The sequence below is a fragment of the uncultured Parolsenella sp. genome (assembly GCF_958346945.1).
Taxonomy (GTDB): Bacteria; Actinomycetota; Coriobacteriia; order Coriobacteriales; family Atopobiaceae; genus Parolsenella.
The window spans coordinates 26,077-43,826 of the sequence record NZ_CATVTL010000002.1; the positions used below are offsets into that span (position 1 = coordinate 26,077).

General features: G+C 68.0%; 13 protein-coding genes and 1 tRNA gene. 10 read left to right on the forward strand and 4 right to left on the reverse strand.

Annotated elements, in window-relative coordinates:
- From aroA to aroF, 4 genes are read right to left on the reverse strand one after another with little or no spacing between them, the layout of a single operon-like run.
- Positions 1-1,317: a 3-phosphoshikimate 1-carboxyvinyltransferase gene (gene aroA, locus Q3866_RS01775; RefSeq protein ID WP_301829139.1), complete on the reverse strand. Its 1,317-nt coding sequence runs from the start codon at positions 1,315-1,317 to the stop codon at positions 1-3.
- A 35-nt stretch (positions 1,318-1,352) separates the two neighbouring features.
- A complete protein-coding gene (gene aroB / locus Q3866_RS01780) occupies positions 1,353-2,486 on the reverse strand; it encodes a 3-dehydroquinate synthase (RefSeq protein WP_301829140.1) in 1,134 nt (377 codons plus the stop codon).
- The gene (locus Q3866_RS01785; protein ID WP_301829142.1) at positions 2,487-3,347 is read right to left on the reverse strand and encodes a prephenate dehydrogenase; all 861 of its coding nucleotides are present in this window, start codon (positions 3,345-3,347) and stop codon (positions 2,487-2,489) included.
- A gap of 37 nt (positions 3,348-3,384) precedes the next feature.
- Positions 3,385-4,404 (reverse strand): 3-deoxy-7-phosphoheptulonate synthase, encoded by a 1,020-nt coding sequence (gene aroF, locus Q3866_RS01790; protein ID WP_293673593.1) that lies wholly within the window; start codon positions 4,402-4,404, stop codon positions 3,385-3,387.
- Between the two features lie 220 nt (positions 4,405-4,624).
- Here aroF and Q3866_RS01795 point away from each other — a divergent pair.
- The 10 genes from Q3866_RS01795 to mrdA all read left to right on the forward strand — a co-directional run bounded on the left by Q3866_RS01795 (position 4,625) and on the right by mrdA (position 17,747).
- Positions 4,625-4,701: transfer RNA gene (locus tag Q3866_RS01795), tRNA-Arg, on the forward strand.
- A 167-nt stretch (positions 4,702-4,868) separates the two neighbouring features.
- Positions 4,869-7,289, forward strand: a complete 2,421-nt coding sequence (locus Q3866_RS01800; RefSeq protein ID WP_301829144.1) for an HAD-IC family P-type ATPase — start codon at positions 4,869-4,871, stop codon at positions 7,287-7,289.
- Complete coding sequence (gene acnA / locus Q3866_RS01805; RefSeq protein ID WP_301829145.1) at positions 7,270-9,963, forward strand: aconitate hydratase AcnA; 2,694 nt, start codon at positions 7,270-7,272, stop codon at positions 9,961-9,963. The genes Q3866_RS01800 and acnA overlap by 20 nt, the downstream gene beginning before the upstream one ends.
- Positions 9,960-10,952, forward strand: coding sequence for a zinc ribbon domain-containing protein (locus Q3866_RS01810; protein ID WP_293673590.1), 993 nt, complete (start codon positions 9,960-9,962; stop codon positions 10,950-10,952). The genes acnA and Q3866_RS01810 overlap by 4 nt, the downstream gene beginning before the upstream one ends.
- A gap of 104 nt (positions 10,953-11,056) precedes the next feature.
- The gene (locus tag Q3866_RS01815; RefSeq protein WP_301829148.1) at positions 11,057-11,605 is read left to right on the forward strand and encodes a peptidylprolyl isomerase; all 549 of its coding nucleotides are present in this window, start codon (positions 11,057-11,059) and stop codon (positions 11,603-11,605) included.
- A 13-nt stretch (positions 11,606-11,618) separates the two neighbouring features.
- The gene (locus Q3866_RS01820; protein ID WP_301829149.1) at positions 11,619-13,061 is read left to right on the forward strand and encodes a tetratricopeptide repeat protein; all 1,443 of its coding nucleotides are present in this window, start codon (positions 11,619-11,621) and stop codon (positions 13,059-13,061) included.
- 41 nt (positions 13,062-13,102) lie between these two features.
- Positions 13,103-14,146 (forward strand): rod shape-determining protein, encoded by a 1,044-nt coding sequence (locus tag Q3866_RS01825; RefSeq protein WP_293673587.1) that lies wholly within the window; start codon positions 13,103-13,105, stop codon positions 14,144-14,146.
- 85 nt (positions 14,147-14,231) lie between these two features.
- On the forward strand, positions 14,232-15,155 hold the full coding sequence (gene mreC, locus Q3866_RS01830) for a rod shape-determining protein MreC (protein WP_301829152.1): 924 nt from the start codon (positions 14,232-14,234) through the stop codon (positions 15,153-15,155).
- 9 nt (positions 15,156-15,164) lie between these two features.
- Entirely contained in the window at positions 15,165-15,716 is a 552-nt protein-coding gene (gene mreD / locus Q3866_RS01835; RefSeq protein ID WP_301829153.1) for a rod shape-determining protein MreD, read from the forward strand.
- 3 nt (positions 15,717-15,719) lie between these two features.
- On the forward strand, positions 15,720-17,747 hold the full coding sequence (mrdA, locus tag Q3866_RS01840; protein WP_301829155.1) for a penicillin-binding protein 2: 2,028 nt from the start codon (positions 15,720-15,722) through the stop codon (positions 17,745-17,747).
- Positions 17,748-17,750 lie beyond the last annotated feature (3 nt).

Consider the following 17,750-nt stretch of genomic DNA (forward strand, 5'->3'; position numbering starts at 1 on the left):
CTAGCCCTCCCTGGTCACGAGGCCACCCAGCTTGGCGTAGTCCTCGAAGAAGGCGGGGTAGGACTTCTGCACGCACTCGGCGCCGTGGATGGTCACGGGCGCGGTGCAGCGGGTGGCGGCGATGGCGGCCATCATCGCGATGCGGTGGTCGTTCGCGGCGTCGACCTCGCCGCCGTCGAGCGCCTCGCGACCCTCGATGACGATGTCGTCGCCCTCGCTCGTGATGTTGGCTCCCAGGGCCGAGAGGCCGGCGCACACGGTCTCGATGCGGTCGGACTCCTTGAGGCGCAGGCGGCCGCAGCCCGTGAGACGCGTGGTGCCCGGGGCGAGCGAGGCCACGGCGGCCAGGGGCGGCACGAGGTCGGGGAAGTCGGAGACGTTCATCTCGCAGGCGCAGGGGGCGCCGGCCGAGACGCTCGCGGTGTCGCCCGAGCGCTCGACGCGGGCGCCGAGCTTGGCGAGCGCGGCGAGCATGGAGCGGTCGCCCTGGCGGCTCGCGAGGTCAAGGGCGCTCACGGACACGCCCTCGCCCAGGGCGCCCGCGGCCAGCCAGAAGCCGGCGTTGGACCAGTCACCCTCGACGGTGATCTGCCCGCAGGAGGTGTAGGGGGTGGCGGGGGAGACCACGAAGCGCGTGACGCGCTGGCCCGCCGCGTTGACGTCGCGGATCTCCTCGACGTGCACGCCAAAGGAGCGCAGGGCGCTCGTGGTGAGGTTTACGTAGGGGCGGCTCTCGACAGGCTCGGTGACGCACACCTCGGAGGGGCCGTCGAGCAGGGGCGACGCGAGCAGAAGGCCGCTGATGTACTGCGAGCTCACGTTGCCCGGCAGCTCGAAACGCCCGGCGCGCAGGGTGCCCGACGTCGTGAGCGGGAAGCTGCCCTGTTCGCTGAGGTCGCAGCCGCCGGCGATGAGCTCCTCGTAGAGCGGGGAGAGCGGGCGGTCGGCGAGGCGGCCATGGCCCGTGAGCGATGCGTTGCAGCCAAGGGCGCAGGCCACGGGCAGCATGAAGCGCAGGGTCGAGCCAGACTCCCCGCAGTCGAGCAGTGCGCCCGTCGTTGCCTGGCGCCTGTTGTCGGTGGCCGAGGTGCCGGGAATGGGCGTGACCTTGAGCTGGTCGCCCTCGCGCACGACGCGTGCGCCCAGGGCCTCGAGGCAGGCGATGGTGGCCTCGATGTCCTTCGAGGTCGTGGTGCACGTGATCGTGGTGGGTCCGGGGCAGAGGGCCGCGCAGATGAGCAGCCTGTGGGCCATGGACTTGCTCGCGATGGCGTCGATGGTGCCCGTGAGCTCGCGTGGGTTTATCTGTACGTCCATGTGGGCTTGTGTCTCCTTGGGATGGATCTTCTGGTTTAGGCGAGGTGTGCCGTCGTTCCGCAGGTGGCAGTGCCGCAGCCTGCGTCGACGAGCTCAGCGAACTCGCCCATCGACATGCGACGCACCTCGACGGAGCCGATGGCGCGTGGCAGCACGACGTTCACGCCGTCTCCGTGACGCTTCTTGTCGGAGTGCGCGAGTCGCACGACCGTCTCGTGGTCAAGGTCGGTGTCGGTGGGAAGCCCGTGTGCGGCAACGACGCGCTCGATGCGCTCGCTGTCCTGCTTGGCGAGCTCTCCCATTGCGGCGGCCGCGCGGGCGATGGCGCATAGGCCAAGGGCTACGCAGGTGCCATGGCCAAGGGTGAAGTCGCTCGCGGCCTCAACGGCGTGACCAATCGTGTGGCCGAGGTTGAGCGTCTGGCGTAGGCCTCGCTCCCGCTCGTCGGCGTCGACCACGTTGCGCTTGATCTCGACGTTTCGCGCGATGATGTCCGCGAGCATGGCTTCGTCGTATCCAGGCGCGTTGAGCGGCTTGGTCTCGAGGCTTTCGAAGAGGTTCGGGTCTGCCAGTACGCCGTGTTTGATGACCTCGCCGCAAGAGTCGGTGAAGAGGTCGTGGCCGATCGTGGAGAGGCAGCGGGGGTCTGCGATAACGACACGGGGCTGCCAGAAGGCGCCCGCGAGGTTTTTCCCGGCCGCAAGGTCGATGGCCGTCTTGCCGCCCACCGACGAGTCGACCATGGCTAGCAGGCTCGTGGGAATCTGCGCCACGGCGCAACCGCGCATGTAGCTGGCGCCGGCAAACCCCGCGATGTCTCCGGTGACGCCGCCGCCCAGGGCAACGATCACATCATCACGGGTAAGACCCGCCTCGGCAGCCGCCTCGAGGCAAGCCGCCCAGGTACCGGCGCGTTTGGAGGCCTCGCCAGCCGGGAAGATGTGGCTCGAAACCTCGTATCCGGCGCTTACGAGAGAGGAGACAACGCGCTCGAGGTAGAGCGGAGCAACGTTGGTCTCGGAGACGACGAGCGCATGCTCGCCGCCGGCCGCCTTGGAAATGAGCTCGCCGCAAGAGTCGAGAATGCCGGGTACCACATACACGTCGTAGGTGCGTGACGTCGTGCTTACGCGAACGACCTTGCCAGACGGCTTGTTGCCGCTACCCATCTAGACCTCGGCCTCCTTCTCGTCGGCGCGCTTGATGCGGTCGCCCTCGGCCAGAAGCTCGGTGAGCCTCTGGGCGTCGCGGGCCTCGAGCGCGTCCTTGTACTGGTTGAGCGCGTCGACGAGCGTGCTAATCTCAGCTGCGAGGTTGTCGGCGTCGTCGAGGAACAGCTCGCACCACATCGTGGGGTTGAGCCTCGCCACGCGGGTGAGGTCGCGGTAGGAGCCCGCGGCAAAGCCCTTGCGATGGGCGAGCGTGGGGCTCTTGACGTAGGCGTTAGACACGACGTGCGCGAGCTGGGAGGTGTAGGCAATGACCTCATCGTGGCGCTCGGGGGTCGTCACGGTGAACTTGTCAAAGCCACAGGGGGCGAGCAGGCCCTCCAGGCGGTCGACGAGCGCGAGGCACGCCACGCCACGAATCTCGGGCGGAGGGCAAACCACCATGGGCGCGCCCTCGAACATGTTGGCGCGCGAGTGCGCGTAGCCGGAGAACTGGGTGCCCGCCATCGGGTGGCAGCCCACGAAGGTGATGCCGCTCTTTCGGGCGATGTCAAAGCACGGCTCGCAGATGGAGCGCTTGACGCCGCCCGTGTCGATCACGATGGCGTCCGGGCTCACGAGCGAGGCGTGGCTCTCCAGCCAGTCGACGCACGCCTTGGGGTAGCAGGCGAGAACGATGAGCTCGCAGGTGCCAACGAGCTCGTCGGTGAGCCTGCCCGCGGTCGTCTCGATCGCGGCGAAGGTCTCGATGTCTTCGTTGAGGTCGAAGGCGTAGACCTCGTGGCCCCCGCGTGCCATGGCGCGGGCGATGGAGCCGCCGATGAGGCCCAGGCCAACGATGCCCACTCTGCCCTCGATCATGGCTGCAACCTGCGGTTTATTGCTCTTCTCGTCCACGCTACTCAACCTCCATGGTCACAGCCTCGCGCACCTTGGCGATGCGCGCCATGGCGTCGCGGAACTGCTCGGGCGTGAGCGCCTGGGCGCCGTCAGACCAGGCGTGCTTGGGGTCGTCGTGGACCTCGATCTCGAGGCAGTCGGCGCCAGCGGCGGTCGCGGCGAGCGCCATCGGCGTCACATAGCGGGTGTGGCCCGTGGCGTGGCTGGGGTCGGCGCAGACCGGCAGGTGGGTGAGGCCGTGGAGCACGGGGATGGCGTTGAGGTCGAAGGAGTTGCGCGTGCGCGTCTCGAACGTGCGGATGCCGCGTTCGCAGACTATGACATTGGGGTTGCCCTCGCTCATGATGTACTCGGCGGCCATGAGCAGCTCGTCGATGGTGCCGGCGATGCCGCGCTTGAGCAGGATGGGCGTCTGGGTCTTGCCGACCTCCTTGAGCAGGGGGAAGTTCTGGGCGTTGCGCGCGCCGATCTGCCAGACCTCGATGTTTCGCGAGAGGAACTTGTCGACGTCGCGCGGGTCCATGATCTCGGTCACGATGGGCATGTCGAGCTCGTCGCGGGCGGCGCACAGGATGTCGAGGCCCTCCTCGCCCATGCCCTGGTAGGCGTAGGGGGAGGTGCGGGGCTTGTAGGCGCCGCCGCGCAGCATCGTGGCGCCGGCGGCCTTGACCTCGCGTGCGATGCGGATGAGGTTGTCTCCCTCGACCGAGCAGGGACCCGCGATGACGTTGAAGGTGCCGCCTCCCACCTTGACGCCGTGGCCGCAGTCGACCACCGTGTCGAGCGGGTGGAACTTGCGGTTGGCGCGCTTGAATGGCTCGGAGACGCGCTGGACGCGCTCGATGATGTCCATGCCCTCGATGAGGTACGGGTCAACCTGGGTGGTGTCGCCCACCAGACCGATGATCGTGGTGTTGTCACCCTTGGAGATGTGGGCGGAGAGGCCCTTGCTCTCGATCCAGCTTACGAAGTGGCCTACCTGTTCCGGCGTTGCCGTGTCCTTGACGACTGCGATCATCGTTCCCCCTCTGTGCGGCGTCCGCGCTTGAGTTTTCCTTAGTTGACCGATGGTACTACATATAGGTGCCGCTGCCCGTCCTCGCAGCCGTTATGGCTTGACAAAAAAGAGGCATGAACGTCTGCATATACGGCCGTATAGCGGACTGTGATTCAAACGCGTGCGCCCGTAGGTCCGTGCTCACGCCAAATGGCGCCTTGGGCTATACTGACCCACGCAAGCTCTCTTAGCTCAGCTGGATAGAGCGTTCGCCTCCGGAGCGAAAGGTCGCGGGTTCGAATCCCACAGAGAGCACCATGCGTTTGACGACGGCCCCTGGCGATGGGGCCGTTTTTGTGGACAGTTTTGCCTTCGAGAAGCGGCTTTTGCCTACGTTTCAGTTCTGTAAGCAGTCGGGGCGAGCGTGCCGAAACGCCCCCGACCCCGTACAATGGACGTTCGCATCTTCTTTGAGGGGAGTGCCCTTGTCCAACACCGAAGCGCCCGACATCGTGGCGCCCGAGATTTCCGGCCTCACGCCCGCCGAGGTCGAGGCCCGCGTCGCCGACGGCCTCGTGAACTCATACGGCGGCCCCACCACCAAGTCGGTGGGCCAGATTGTGTGCGAGCACCTCTTCACGCTGTTCAACGGCGCCAATGCGGTGCTGGCCGGCCTCGTCGCGTTCACGGGCTCCTGGCGAAACCTTTCATACCTCGTCGTGATCTTCGCGAACCTCTTCATCGGCGTCTATCAGGAGGTCCGCTCGAAGCGCACCATCGACAAGCTTTCGATTCTGGCGGAGCGTCCCGTCTGCGTGCGCCGCGGCGGCGCCGACGCCTTCGTCGCGCACGACGACGTCGTGCTCGACGAAGTCCTGGTGCTGCGCCGGGGAGACCAAGTGCCGGCCGATGCCGAGGTCATCTGGGGCGAGGCGGGCCTTAACGAGAGCCTCCTCACCGGCGAGAGCAAGCCCGTCACCAAGCTTGCCGGCTCCGAGCTCATGAGCGGCAGCTTCCTTGACTCGGGCCTCGTGCTGGCGCGCGTCACGCGCGTGGGCGCCGACTCGTACGCCTCGCGGATTAACGCCGAGGCCAAGTACGTCAAGAAGGTCAAGTCCGAGATCATGGCCACGCTCAACATGATTATCCGTGCGGCCACGTGGCTGCTTGCGCCCATTGGCCTTGCGCTCTTCCTACGCACCCTCAACGACGGCTCTACGGTCAACCAGTCGATTCTCACGACGGTCGCGGCGCTCGTGGGCATGATTCCCCAGGGCCTCGTGCTGCTTACCTCCACGGTGCTCGCCATCTCGGCCGCGCGCCTCGCGAATGATCACGTGCTCGTGCAACAGTTCTACTGCATCGAGGCGCTCGCCCGCGTGGACGTGCTGTGCCTCGACAAGACGGGCACCATCACCTCGGGCTCCATGGACTTCGAGCGTGCCGTGGGCGTGGATGGTGCCACCTCGTCCGACGTCGAGCTTGCCGCGGCGAGCGTGGTGCGCGCGAGCGCCCACGATGCCAACGAGACGGCTACGGCCATCATTCGCCACGCTTCCGAGGTTGGCATCGCCGCCCCCGAGGCGGCCCGCGCCATCGGCTTCTCGAGCGCCCGCAAGTACTCGGGCTGCGTCATGCCCGGCGGCCGCGCCCTCGTGATGGGTGCCGCCCAGTTCGTCTTTGCCGCTGGCGTGCCCGAGCCCATCTCGCAGGCCCTCGCGAACGCCAACGAGCACGAGCGCTGCCTGGTCATTGCCGAGTGCGACGGATTCGACGACGAGGGCGCCATCATCGGCGAGCCCAGGGCCCTTGGCATCCTCACACTCTCCGACCACATCCGCTCGAATGCGCCCGACACGATCCGCTACTTCGTCGAGCAGGGCGTCCAACTCAACGTCATCTCCGGCGACGACCCGCGCACGGTCTCGAGCATCGCCGCCGAGGCGGGCGTCCCCGACGCCGACCGGTGGGTCGACGCCTCGACGCTCACCACGCCCGAGCAGCTTAAGCTCGCCGCGGTCACCTACCGCGTGTTCGGCCGCGTCACGCCGCAGCAGAAGCGCGAGCTCGTGCAGGCCTTGCGCGCCGCCGGCCACACCGTCGCGATGACGGGCGACGGCGTAAACGACGTCCTCGCCCTGCGCGAGGCCGACTGCTCGGTTGCCATGGCCTCGGGCTCCGACGCCGCGCGCAACGTCGCTGAGGTGGTGCTCGTCGACAACGACTTCGCCCACATGCCGTCTGTCGTGGCGGAGGGCCGCCGCTCCATCAACAACCTGCAGCGCTCTGCCTCGCTCTTCCTGGTCAAGACGGTCTTCTCGGCGGTTCTCGCGACCCTGTGCGCGTTCATCCCGCCCTATCCGTTCCAGCCGGTGCAGATGTCGCTCATCTCGGCCGCAATCATCGGCATCCCGTCGTTCGTGCTGGCGCTCGAGCCGAACCACGAGCGCGTGCGCGGCAGCTTCCTGGGCAACGTCCTTGCGCGTTCGGTGCCCGGCTCCATCGCGGTCATCGTGGCCGTGGGCCTCGCGAGCGGCCTGCTCGAGCGCTTTGGCCTCAACCGCGAGCAGATCTCGACGGTGTGCGTCGTGCTCACGAGCCTCGTGGGCTTTGCCCTCATCGTGCGCATCTCGCTGCCGCTCAACGCCCTGCGCAGCGCGCTTCTCGTCGTGGTCGTGGGCATCGTGGTGCTGGGCTGCACCGTTGCGGGTCCCTTCTTCGACATCGTGCCCTACGACCTCGTTATGACCATCGCGACGCTCGTCATCGGTGCGCTCGCGCTCGTCATCTTCAACGTCCTGTTCAACCGAGGCATCAGGCTCGTCTCGGAAGATGCGGGGTACGAGAACTTCATGAAGTCCATCGAGAGCCTCAGGGAGACGAACCATGAGCAAGAGTCAAAGTAACTTTGGTGGGGACTTCGCCGCCGCCGTCGCCGCGGCCCGATCCGGCCGCGAGCTCGATGTGGCGGGCGTCGCCTCGCGCATCGTTGACGTCTCCGGCATCCCCGGCGCTGACAAGCTCCCGGCCTGCCTCGTGGTCCTGCTCGAGAACGTGATCCGTCGCGCCGAGACCGACGAGGACGCCCTGCGCGCCGCCGAGCGCATCGTCTCCGCGAGCGAGGCCGGCGGCGCCGGCGACGAGATCGAGTTCATGCCCGCCCGCGTGCTTTTCCAGGACTTCACGGGTGTGCCCGTCTTCGTGGACTTCGCCGCCATGCGCGACGCCATGGTCGAGCGTGGGGGAGACCCGCGCGTCGTGAACCCGCGCATCCCCTGCACGCTCGTCATCGACCACTCCGTCTGTGCCGACGTGGCCGACGGGGACGATGCGGCCGGGCAGAACCTCGCCATCGAGGCCTCGCGCAACCGCGAGCGTTTCGCCTTCCTCAAGTGGGCGAGCCACTCCTTCGACAACGTGCAAATCGTGCCTCCGGGACGCGGCATCTGCCACCAGCTCAACATCGAGCGCTTCTGCCAGGTCGTCACCACCGACGCCCTGTGGGAGGGCGAGGGCAGCCTCTGCTGCTTCGACACCGTTGTGGGCACCGACTCGCACACCCCCACGGCCAATGGCATCGGCGTGCTTGGCTGGGGCGTGGGCGGCATCGAGGCCGAGGCCGCGGCCCTGGGCCAGCCCATCTCGATGCGCGTTCCCGAGGTCGTGGGCCTGCACCTCACGGGCAGGCTCGCCAGCGGCGTCTCGGCCATGGACCTTGCGCTCACGGTTGCCCAGCGTCTGCGTGCCGAGGGCGTCGTGGGCTGCCTCGTCGAGGCCTTTGGCGAGGGCGTATCGACCTTGAGCGTGACGCAGCGCGCCTGCGTCTCCAACATGACGCCCGAGTACGGCGCCACCTCGACGCTCTTCCCGGTCGATGACAACGTGCTCGACTACCTGCTCCTCACCGGCCGCGACGCCGCGCAGGTCGCCCTCGTCGAAGCCTACGCCATGGCCCAGGGCGTCTTCGGCGCCTCCGAGGGCCGTCGCTACGCGCGCGTGGTCGAGCTCGACCTCTCCCAGGTCGAGCTGTCGCTCGCCGGTCCCTCGCGCCCGCACAACCGCGTGACGCCCGCCGGCCTCAAGGAGCGCTTTGAGGGCGTTTCCGCCGAGCACGGCCACGGCGACATGAGCGATTCCTGGAACGTCGCCTGCGCCGACGGCTCCACCCACGAGCTTCACCACGGCGCCCTCGCCATCGCCGCCATCACGAGCTGCACCACGGCCACCGACCCCGCCATGATGGTCGCGGCCGGCCTCACCGCACGCCACGCCCGCGAGGCGGGCCTTACGGCCAAGCCCTGGGTCAAGCGCATCCTCGCCCCCGGCTCCCATGCCGCCGCCCTCATCCTCAAGCGCGCCGGCCTTCTCGACGACCTGCGCGCCGTGGGCTTCTTCACTTGCGGCTTTGGCTGCATGAGCTGCATCGGAAACTCTGGCGAAATTCTGCCGTGCCTCAAGCCCCTCGCCGCCGACATGGAACTCACGAGCGTGCTCTCGGGCAACCGCAACTTCGACGGCCGCATATCGCCCGACGTTGCGCAGAACTTTCTCGCCCAGCCAGCCCTCGTCGTCGCCTACTCGCTCGTGGGCACGATGGACGTCGACCTCTCTCGCGAGCCCGTGGGCACGCGTGCCGACGGCAGTCCGGTCATGCTCGCAGACATCATGCCCACCACGGCAGAGATCTCCGAGGTCTTAGCCCGCGTGCTCGACCCCGAGGTCTACGCGCAGGGGTCTGCAAACCTGCTCGAGGGGGAGCGCTCCTGGAACGAAATCGAGGCGGGGAAGTCGGCCACCTTCGCCTGGGACGAGGGCTCCACCTACGTGCGCCGTCCGCCCTATTTCGAGATCGCGCGCAGGCAGGGCCACGTTGGCGTCAGCGGTGCCCGCGCCCTGTGCCTGTTTGGCGACTTCGTGACCACCGACCACATCTCGCCGGCCGGAGCGATCGCGGCCGGCTCGCCCTGCGCCCGCTACCTGCGCGAGCGCGGCGTGGCCGATGCCGCCTTCAACACCTACGGCTCGCGCCGCGGCAACCACGAGTGCATGGCGCGTGGCACCTTCGCCAACGTCAAGCTCGACAACAGGCTCGCCGGCACGACCGGCCCCGTGACGCTCGATCAGACGTGCGGCGAGGTTAAGAGCGTTTTCGACGCCGCCGAGTCCTACGAGGCCGCAGGCACGCCGCTCGCCATCGTCGCCGGCCGCATGTACGGCTCGGGCTCGAGCCGCGACTGGGCCGCCAAGGGCCCGCTGCTGCTGGGGGTGCGCGCCGTCATCGCCCAGAGCTTCGAGCGCATCCACCGCTCCAACCTCGTGCAGATGGGAATCCTGCCGCTCGAGTTTATTGATGGACAGAGTGCGCAGGAGCTTGGCCTCACCGGCACGGAGGTCTACGATATCGAGCCCGTGGACCTCGCGGGCGGCCTGCCCGCGCGTCGCCGCACCACCGTCACCGCCACGCGTGCCGACGGCACCAAGGTGACGTTCGACTGCACCGTGCGCGTCGACACCGCCCTCGAGGGAGCCTTCCTTCGCAGCGGCGGCATCCTTCCCTACGTCTTGGAGGACCTTTCGTGAAGTGCCCTGCCTGCGGCTCTGAAATCGCCGACGGCCAAGATATCTGTCCCGCGTGCCACGCGAACCTCGCGGCCACGCGCGTGATGCCCAAGCTCACCGGCTCATGGTGTCCCTCCTGCGGGGCCCTCGTGCCGGCGGGGCAGCAGGTCTGCCCCTCGTGCGGCATGCCCGTCGACACGACGGGAGCCACGCGCGTGGCCGACGAACTCGAGCGCCGACGCTCCGAAGAGCTGCGCGCCGAGCGCGAGCGCACCTCAACGCTGCCGCGCATCGAGAGCGCCATCCCCAGCGAGCCCAATCCCCACTCCGAGAGTGCCTACGGGCGCGAGCGCCTGCCCCACACCAAGGTGTTTGCCCTGGCTGCCATCGCGAGCCTGCTCGTCGTGGGCGGAGCGGCGCTGGCCATCGCGCATCCCTGGGACCCCAACCTCACCGACACGCGCGCGACCACTCCCGCCGACACCTCGCAGGCGGGCTTTCCCGGCACGGTCGAGCGCCTCGCCGGGCAGGACCGCGGCACCGCCTCTGCCACGAGCGTGCTGTCCGCGGACGAGGCGACCTTCCAGTCGCTCACCTCGTCCTACGAGGCCCTGGCAGACCTCTCGGCCCGCGCCGACGAGCTCGAGCAGCGCCTAGACGAGAAGGGTACCTCCGGCACGGCCGACGAGCGCTCCCAAGGCGAGCAGGACGCGCTGCAGCTCCAGCTCGACGTGAGCAACGAGGCCACCACCATCGCGGGCATCGACACGCAGACGACCGGCACCTATGCCGACCAGAAGGCCAACGTCTCGACCCTCGCGAGCTGGCTGCGTAACCGCGTCGACGCCATCTACGAAGCCTGGAAGCTCTCGGCCGAGAGCGACAACCCCACCGCCGACAAGGATAAGATCATGAAGCCCATGATCGGCAACCGCGCCTCCGACGGCTCCGAGGCCTACGTCAACCTCTTCAAGAAGAACTACGACGCCTGGAAGCCCGAGCAGCGCTAGCCGCGTGCCGAATGTGTGAAAGCGTGCTCGTGCTGCTAGAATTAATCAGTTAGTACGCCACATCTCGCGTGCCCTTGTGGCGCGCCTTCACGCCTGGAGGTCTCATGTTCGGCATTCCCGATCCCCTCTACACCCCCGAGTACTCCGTCAAGGGAGACGAGGTCGCCGTCGTCACGACGTCGAAGGGCACCATCCGCGTCCGCCTCGACGGCGAGGGCGCTCCCATTCACGTCGCCAACTTCTGCGAGCTCGCGTGCAGCGGCTTCTATGACGACCTCAAGTTCCACCGCTACGTCCCGGGCTTCGTCATCCAGGGCGGCTGCCCCAACACGCGTGACATGACGAGCGCCGAGGTCGCGAGCGGCCGCGCCGGCCGCGACGGCATGCCCGGCACGGGTGGCCCCGGTTACCGCATCAAGCACGAGTACGACACGAACCCGCGCAACAGCCACGTCGACGGCGCCCTGGCCATGGCTCGCTCGCAGCACCCCGACTCCGCCGGTTCGCAGTTCTATTTCTGCCTTGGCCCGCAGCACATGCTCGATGACGGGTATACCGTCTTTGGAAATACGATCGAGGGCCTCGACGTAATTGGCACCCTACGCGCCGGCGACGTCATCGAGTCCATCCGCATCGAGCACGAAGCTCTCTAAAGGGGAGGCCATCTTGAACACTCAGGCATTCGATATGGGCAAGGCCGCCTACCAGCGTGGCGACTGGGCGGGCGCGGTGTCCGCGCTCAACGGCGCCAAGGCTGCCGGCGAGTCCTGTGGCGAGGCCGACCACCTGCGCGGCAACGCCCTCATGAAGCTCGGCATGTTCGCCGAGGCCGCGGCCGCCTATGGCGAGGCCCTCTCCGACGCCTCCTACGGTCACGTGGGCGCCCTCAACTGCAACCGCGGCCGTGCCCTCGTGGCCGCCGGCCAGGCTGACGCCGCCGAGGCCTGCTTCCAGGCCGCCGTCGCCGACCCCACCTATCCCACGCCCTACAAGGCCCATGTTGCCCTGGGCAAGCTCTACGAGAGCCGCGGGCAGGCCCTCGAGGCCGGAACCGCCTGGCGCAACGCCGCCATCGACGAGAGCAACCCCGACCCGTCGGGTGCCCTGCTCAACCTCGGCGGATGCTTCATGACGCTCGGTCGTCCCGACGACGCCGTCGAGGCCTACCGCACGGCCCTTGACTTCTCCGTCGAGGGTGGCCAGGGCGCCATCTACGCCGAGCTCGGCCGCGCCTACATGGCCTCCAACCGCCTGACCGAGGCCGTCGACTCCTTCAACAAGGCCGCCGCCGACCCCTCCTACCAGCTCACCGCCGACCAGCAGGTTGCCTACACGGCTGCCCAGAGGGGCCTCGCTGCCCGCCAGGGCAATGGCCCTTCCGAGACCGACCAGCTGCTCGACGCTGCCGGTTACGGCGCGAACTCCCTTGCCGCCAACGATGGCTTTGGCCCCACCACGGCCTCGTACGACCCGCTCGACCCCATGGGCCGCTCCGGCGAGTTCATCCCGAGTCCCGAGGACACGGGCTTCTTCTCCGTCACGGAGGAGGACCTCATGGCCGCCGACAAGGACAAGCGCCAGGCACGCCGCAAGCACAGCCACCGCGGCCTCAAGGTGTTCCTCACGATCCTCATCATCCTGATCGTCCTCGCCGGTGCCGGCGGCTTCGCGTTCTGGCGCGGCTACGGCTGGCCCACGCAGGAGGCCGTCGTCTCCGACATGTTCTCCGCGGCTTCCCAGGGCAACGACATCGCGCCCTACCTCGCTGACTCCGTCTCCTCCGAGCAGAGATCCGAGATCTCGGCCCTGCTTCCCGCGGGCGCCACGTCGACCGTCTCGGGCGTCGACCGCTCCACCGGCAGCTCCACCGCCCTCGTGACGGCCAACCTGCCCTCCGGCGGCTCGCAGTCCTACCAGGTCACGCTCGTCCGCAGCGGACTTGGCTGGAAGGTCTCCGGCGTCGAGCTCTCGTTTGCCTCCCAGGGCGCCTCGAGCTCCACGACGACCGGCACGCTCTCGAACTCCACGACCGACCAGACCGATGCCGCGGCCACCGCGTCGCCCGACACGGAGGTCGCCACCGCCGACGCTTCCACCGAGGCCAACTAGCACGTAGGCCGCAGCGCACGAACCCCGAAAGAACGGATGCTATGTCATTCCTTGACTCCATACTGGGCGAGTACGGTGGCGATCTTGCCATCGACCTCGGAACCGCGAACACGCTCGTGTCCGTCCGCGGCGAGGGCATCGTCATCAACGAGCCGTCCGTCGTGGCCATCGACCAGAGCGAGGAGCGCGTGCTGGCCGTTGGCGCCGACGCCAAGCGCATGGTTGGCCGCACGCCCGGATCCATCAAGGCCATCCGCCCGCTGAAGGACGGCGTCATCTCGGACTTTGACGTCACCGAGGTCATGCTGCGCTACTTCATCGAGAAGGCCTCCAAGCGCCGCTATCCCTGGAGCCCCCGCCCGCGCGTCGTCGTGTGCGTGCCCTCCGGCGTCACGTCGGTCGAGAAGCGCGCCGTCTTCGAGGCGACCGTCCAGGCCGGCGCCCGCCAGGCGTTCCTCATCGAGGAGCCCATGGCGGCTGCCATCGGCTCCAACCTGCCCATCGAGGACCCGACGGGCACCATGGTCGTCGACATCGGTGGCGGCACGACTGAGGTCGCCGTCATCGCCATGGGCGGCATCGTCGTCTCTCAGTCGATCCGCACGGCGGGCGACGAGTTCGACCAGGTCATCCTCGAGCACGTCCGCGACGCCTACAACCTCTCGATTGGCGAACGCACCGCTGAGGACATCAAGATCAAGGTGGGCTCCGCGGCCCCGCTCAAGGAGGAGCTCGACGTCGAGGTCAACGGCCGCGACGTCATGAGCGGCCTGCCCAAGACGGTCCGCATCGAGTCCGAGGAGATTCGTCGCGCGCTCAACTCGCCGCTCGACCAGGTTACCAAGGCCGTCAAGGACGCCCTCGACGTCACCCCGCCCGACCTCGCGAGCGACCTGATGTACTACGGCATCATGCTCACCGGTGGCGGCGGCCTCCTGCGCGGTCTCGACCAGCGTCTCCGCGAGGAGACGGGCGTCCCGGTCAACGTGAGCCCCACCGCGCTCGAGAACGTCGTGCTTGGCTGCGCCAAGGTGCTCGAGGCCAACGCCCTGTCCGGCGGCTTCGTGCAGAGCTCGGGCAAGTAGGTTCCTGCCCATGGCTCAGCGTTTCTCGGCACCCAAATCGTCCATGGGGCGCGGGTCCTCCAACGGGGTCCCGCGTTCGCTCATAGTGCTCAGCGTCATCTCGCTCGCCTTGTTCGTGCTGGGCGTTCGCGAGGGCGACTCAGGCCTTCTGCACGGCGTGCGCGGCGTCTTCCAGACGGTCGCCACGCCGGCGCGCGTCGTGGGCTCGGTCGTGGCGTCGCCCGTCTCGGGCATCTCCAACGTCGTGGGCAACCTCACGGCAGACTCGCAGACGCTCTCCGACCTCAAGGCCGAGAACGATGACCTCAAGGCCCAGGTGGCGCGCCTCACCGAGTACGAGGACGAGGCCAACACCCTGACCGACCTGCTCCAGCTGCGCAACCAGTACAGCCTCGACTCGACGGCCGCCCGCGTCATCGCCCGCTCGACCGACTCGTGGAGCTCCACGATCACGATCGACAAGGGCACGACGTCGGGCATCCAGACCGGCATGCCCGTCATGACCTCGACCGGCGTCGTGGGCCAGGTGAGTGAGTGCGGTCCCACCACGGCCACGGTGCGCCTCATCACCGACGAGTCCTCCGGCGTCTCGGCCAAGGTCCAGTCGAGCGGCGCCCAGGGCCAGCTCCAGGGCTCGGCCGACGGCACCCTCCACCTCAACCTCATCCGCACCGACCAGCAGGTGAGCACGGGCGACTCCGTCGTCACGAGCGGCCTGGGCGGCGTTTACCCCAAGGGCCTTCCCGTGGGAACCGTGTCGAACGTCACGAAGTCCTCGGGCTCGCTCTACTACGACATCACGGTCGAGCCGCTCGCCTCGGTGGGCTCCCTCGAGGAGGTCCTCGTCATCACCTCGCTCTCGGGCGACCAACAGGCCACGGCAGACGACGCCACGGCCGCGAACGCCCAAGACCGCACCACCTCGACGAGCGCCACCACCGCGGCCGCCACGACCGACGCCGCCGCGAGCGACTCTTCTGACCAGACCGATTCCTCGAGCTCGGAGTAGGGGGTAGCCATGATCGTCAACGACACCGGCAAGTTTCGTCGCGTCGCGATTATCCTTGCGATCGTGCTCTGCCTGCTCCAGCTCTCCATCGCCCCCTACGTGGGCATCCTGGGCGGTCGTGCGAACCTTGCGCTTGTCCTCGCCGTGGCGCTCACCCTTGGTGGCGAGGAGTCCAAGGCGCCGGCCATCGGCTTTGCGTGCGGCCTGTTCTATGACCTCGCGGGCTCCGGTCCCATCGGCCTCATGGCGCTTTTGCTCACCGTCATGTGCTACGCCCTCGCCGTGGGCGGCCACAGCCGCATTGCGGACGACCCCACCGCTGGGGTCGTGCTCTTCGTGCCCGTCGCGCTCATCGTCGAGGTTGGCTACGCCCTCGTGCTGCTCGTCTTTGGCCAGGCGTCGTCCTTCGTCGACGTCGTCTTCCTGCGCGCCTTGCCCGGTGCCCTTCTCGACTGCCTCAGCATGGCCGTCGTCGCCTTCGCGCTGTCGCGCACCGGCGGCACGGGCGGAACCTTTGGCGGCCGCCACTCTTCGGGCGGCCTGTCCATGAAGGGCCTGTAGCGCATGAGCTCGGGAACCATTCTGCTCATAGGTGTCATCGTGGTCATCGCCGCGGTGGCCGTCGCGGCCGTCCTGCTCGCGAGCAGGGGCTCCGATGGCCTGCGCTTCGACATTGGCGGACAGGCCCCGCGCGCGGCCGGTGGCAACGACACCTCTCCCGAGAAGACCTTCCAGAGCCGCTTCATCGGCCTGGGTGTGTTCTCTGGAGGCGTCATCGCGGCCCTGCTCGCGCGCCTCTGGTCGATGCAGATCGTTTCGGGCGACGACTACTCGGCCCAGGCCGAGACGAACCGCACGCGCACGGTGACCACGCCGGCGCCGCGTGGCCGCATCCTCGACCGCAATGGCGTCGAGCTCGTCGCGAACCGCCCCAGCCTCACGGTGTGCGCCAAGAGCGACATCGCCGACGACTCCATCGAGCTCAACCTCCTGGCAAACCTCCTCGGCATGCCCACCGTCGCCGCCAAGCGCCGCGCCACCGACTCGACCCAGAGCGCCCAGAGCGCACGCACGATCGCCGTCGACGCCTCGCGCTCGCAGGTCGCCTTCATCCAGGAGCACGTCGACGTCTTCCCTGACGTCACGGTCGAGACGCGCACGCAGCGCTCTTACCCACAGGGTGAGGTCGCCTGCCAGGTGCTTGGCTACACCGGCACCGTGACCCAGGAGCAGATCGACTCTTCGACCGAGGCCAACAACGGCCTCACCTACGAGAGCGGCGACACGACGGGCCAGTCTGGCGTCGAGTACCAGTACGAGGAGCTCCTCCAGGGCGTGCGCGGCGAGCAGACCGTCTACGTCGACGTTCATGGCAACGTGCTCGACTACTCCACGAGCGTGCCCGCCGAGAGCGGCTCCGACGTCATGCTCACCATCGACCTCGACATTCAGAAGGCCGCCGAGGAGGCCCTCGCCAAGCAGATCAAGAAGCGCCAGGACGGCGGCGTCAAGGAGTGCAACTCGGGCGCCGCGGTGGTGCTCGACGCCACGAACGGCGACATCCTCGCCATGGCGAGCGCCCCCTCCTTCCGCCCCGAAGCCTTCGTGGGCGGCATCTCGCAGGACGACTGGGACGCGCTGTCCGCTGACAACGCGGGCAATCCCCTCATGAACAAGGCCGTCTCTGGCCAGTTTGTCGCCGCCTCGACGATCAAGCCGCTCACGACCTTCGCTGCCCTCGACTACGGCATCGCGACGGCCGACTCGACCTACGACTGCACGGGCTGGTGGACGGGCTTTGGCCAGGCCGACGGCAAGTACTGCTGGGACACCAAGGGCCACGGCTACCTCAACCTGCGCGGCGGCATCGTGAACTCCTGCGACGTCGTTTTCTACGAGGTCGCCAAGGGCTTCTACAACTCGAGCACCCCCGACGGCATGCAGAAGACCTTTCGCAAGTGGGGCCTCGGCTCCAAGACTGGCGTCGATTTGCCCAGCGAGGGCGATGGTCGCGTGCCTGACGCCGAGTGGAAGTGGAACTACTTCTCCAACTGGTCCGACGAGGACCGCAAGTGGAACGGCGGCGACTACACCAACATCGCGATCGGCCAGGGCGACATCGCCGTGACGCCGCTGCAGATGGCCTGCGTCTACATGGGCATCGCCAACCGCGGCACCATCTACAAGCCCCACATCCTCAAGAGCGTCTTGGGGCGCGGCGACAACGGCACCGCCCGCGACTTCGAGCCGTCCGTCTCGCTTACGCCCGATGAGAGTAGCGCCAACTTCGACCTCGTCATCTCGGGCCTCGACGGCGTGGTGTACGAGGAGAGCGAGTCGCAGGCCTCGCACTTCACCAACATGACCGAGCGCGTGGCCGGAAAGACCGGCTCGGGCGAGCACGGCGAGTACCCCACGAGCTGGTTTTGCTGCTACGCGCCCGAAGACAACCCCAAGTACGTCGTTGCGGTCGCGGTCGAGAAGGGCGGCTACGGAGGCTCGTGCGCCCTGTACGTGGCGCGCGACATCCTTGGCGCGATCTACAACGAGCCCGACACGCAGACGGCAGAGGTCCAGGACAATTCGAGGTAGGGA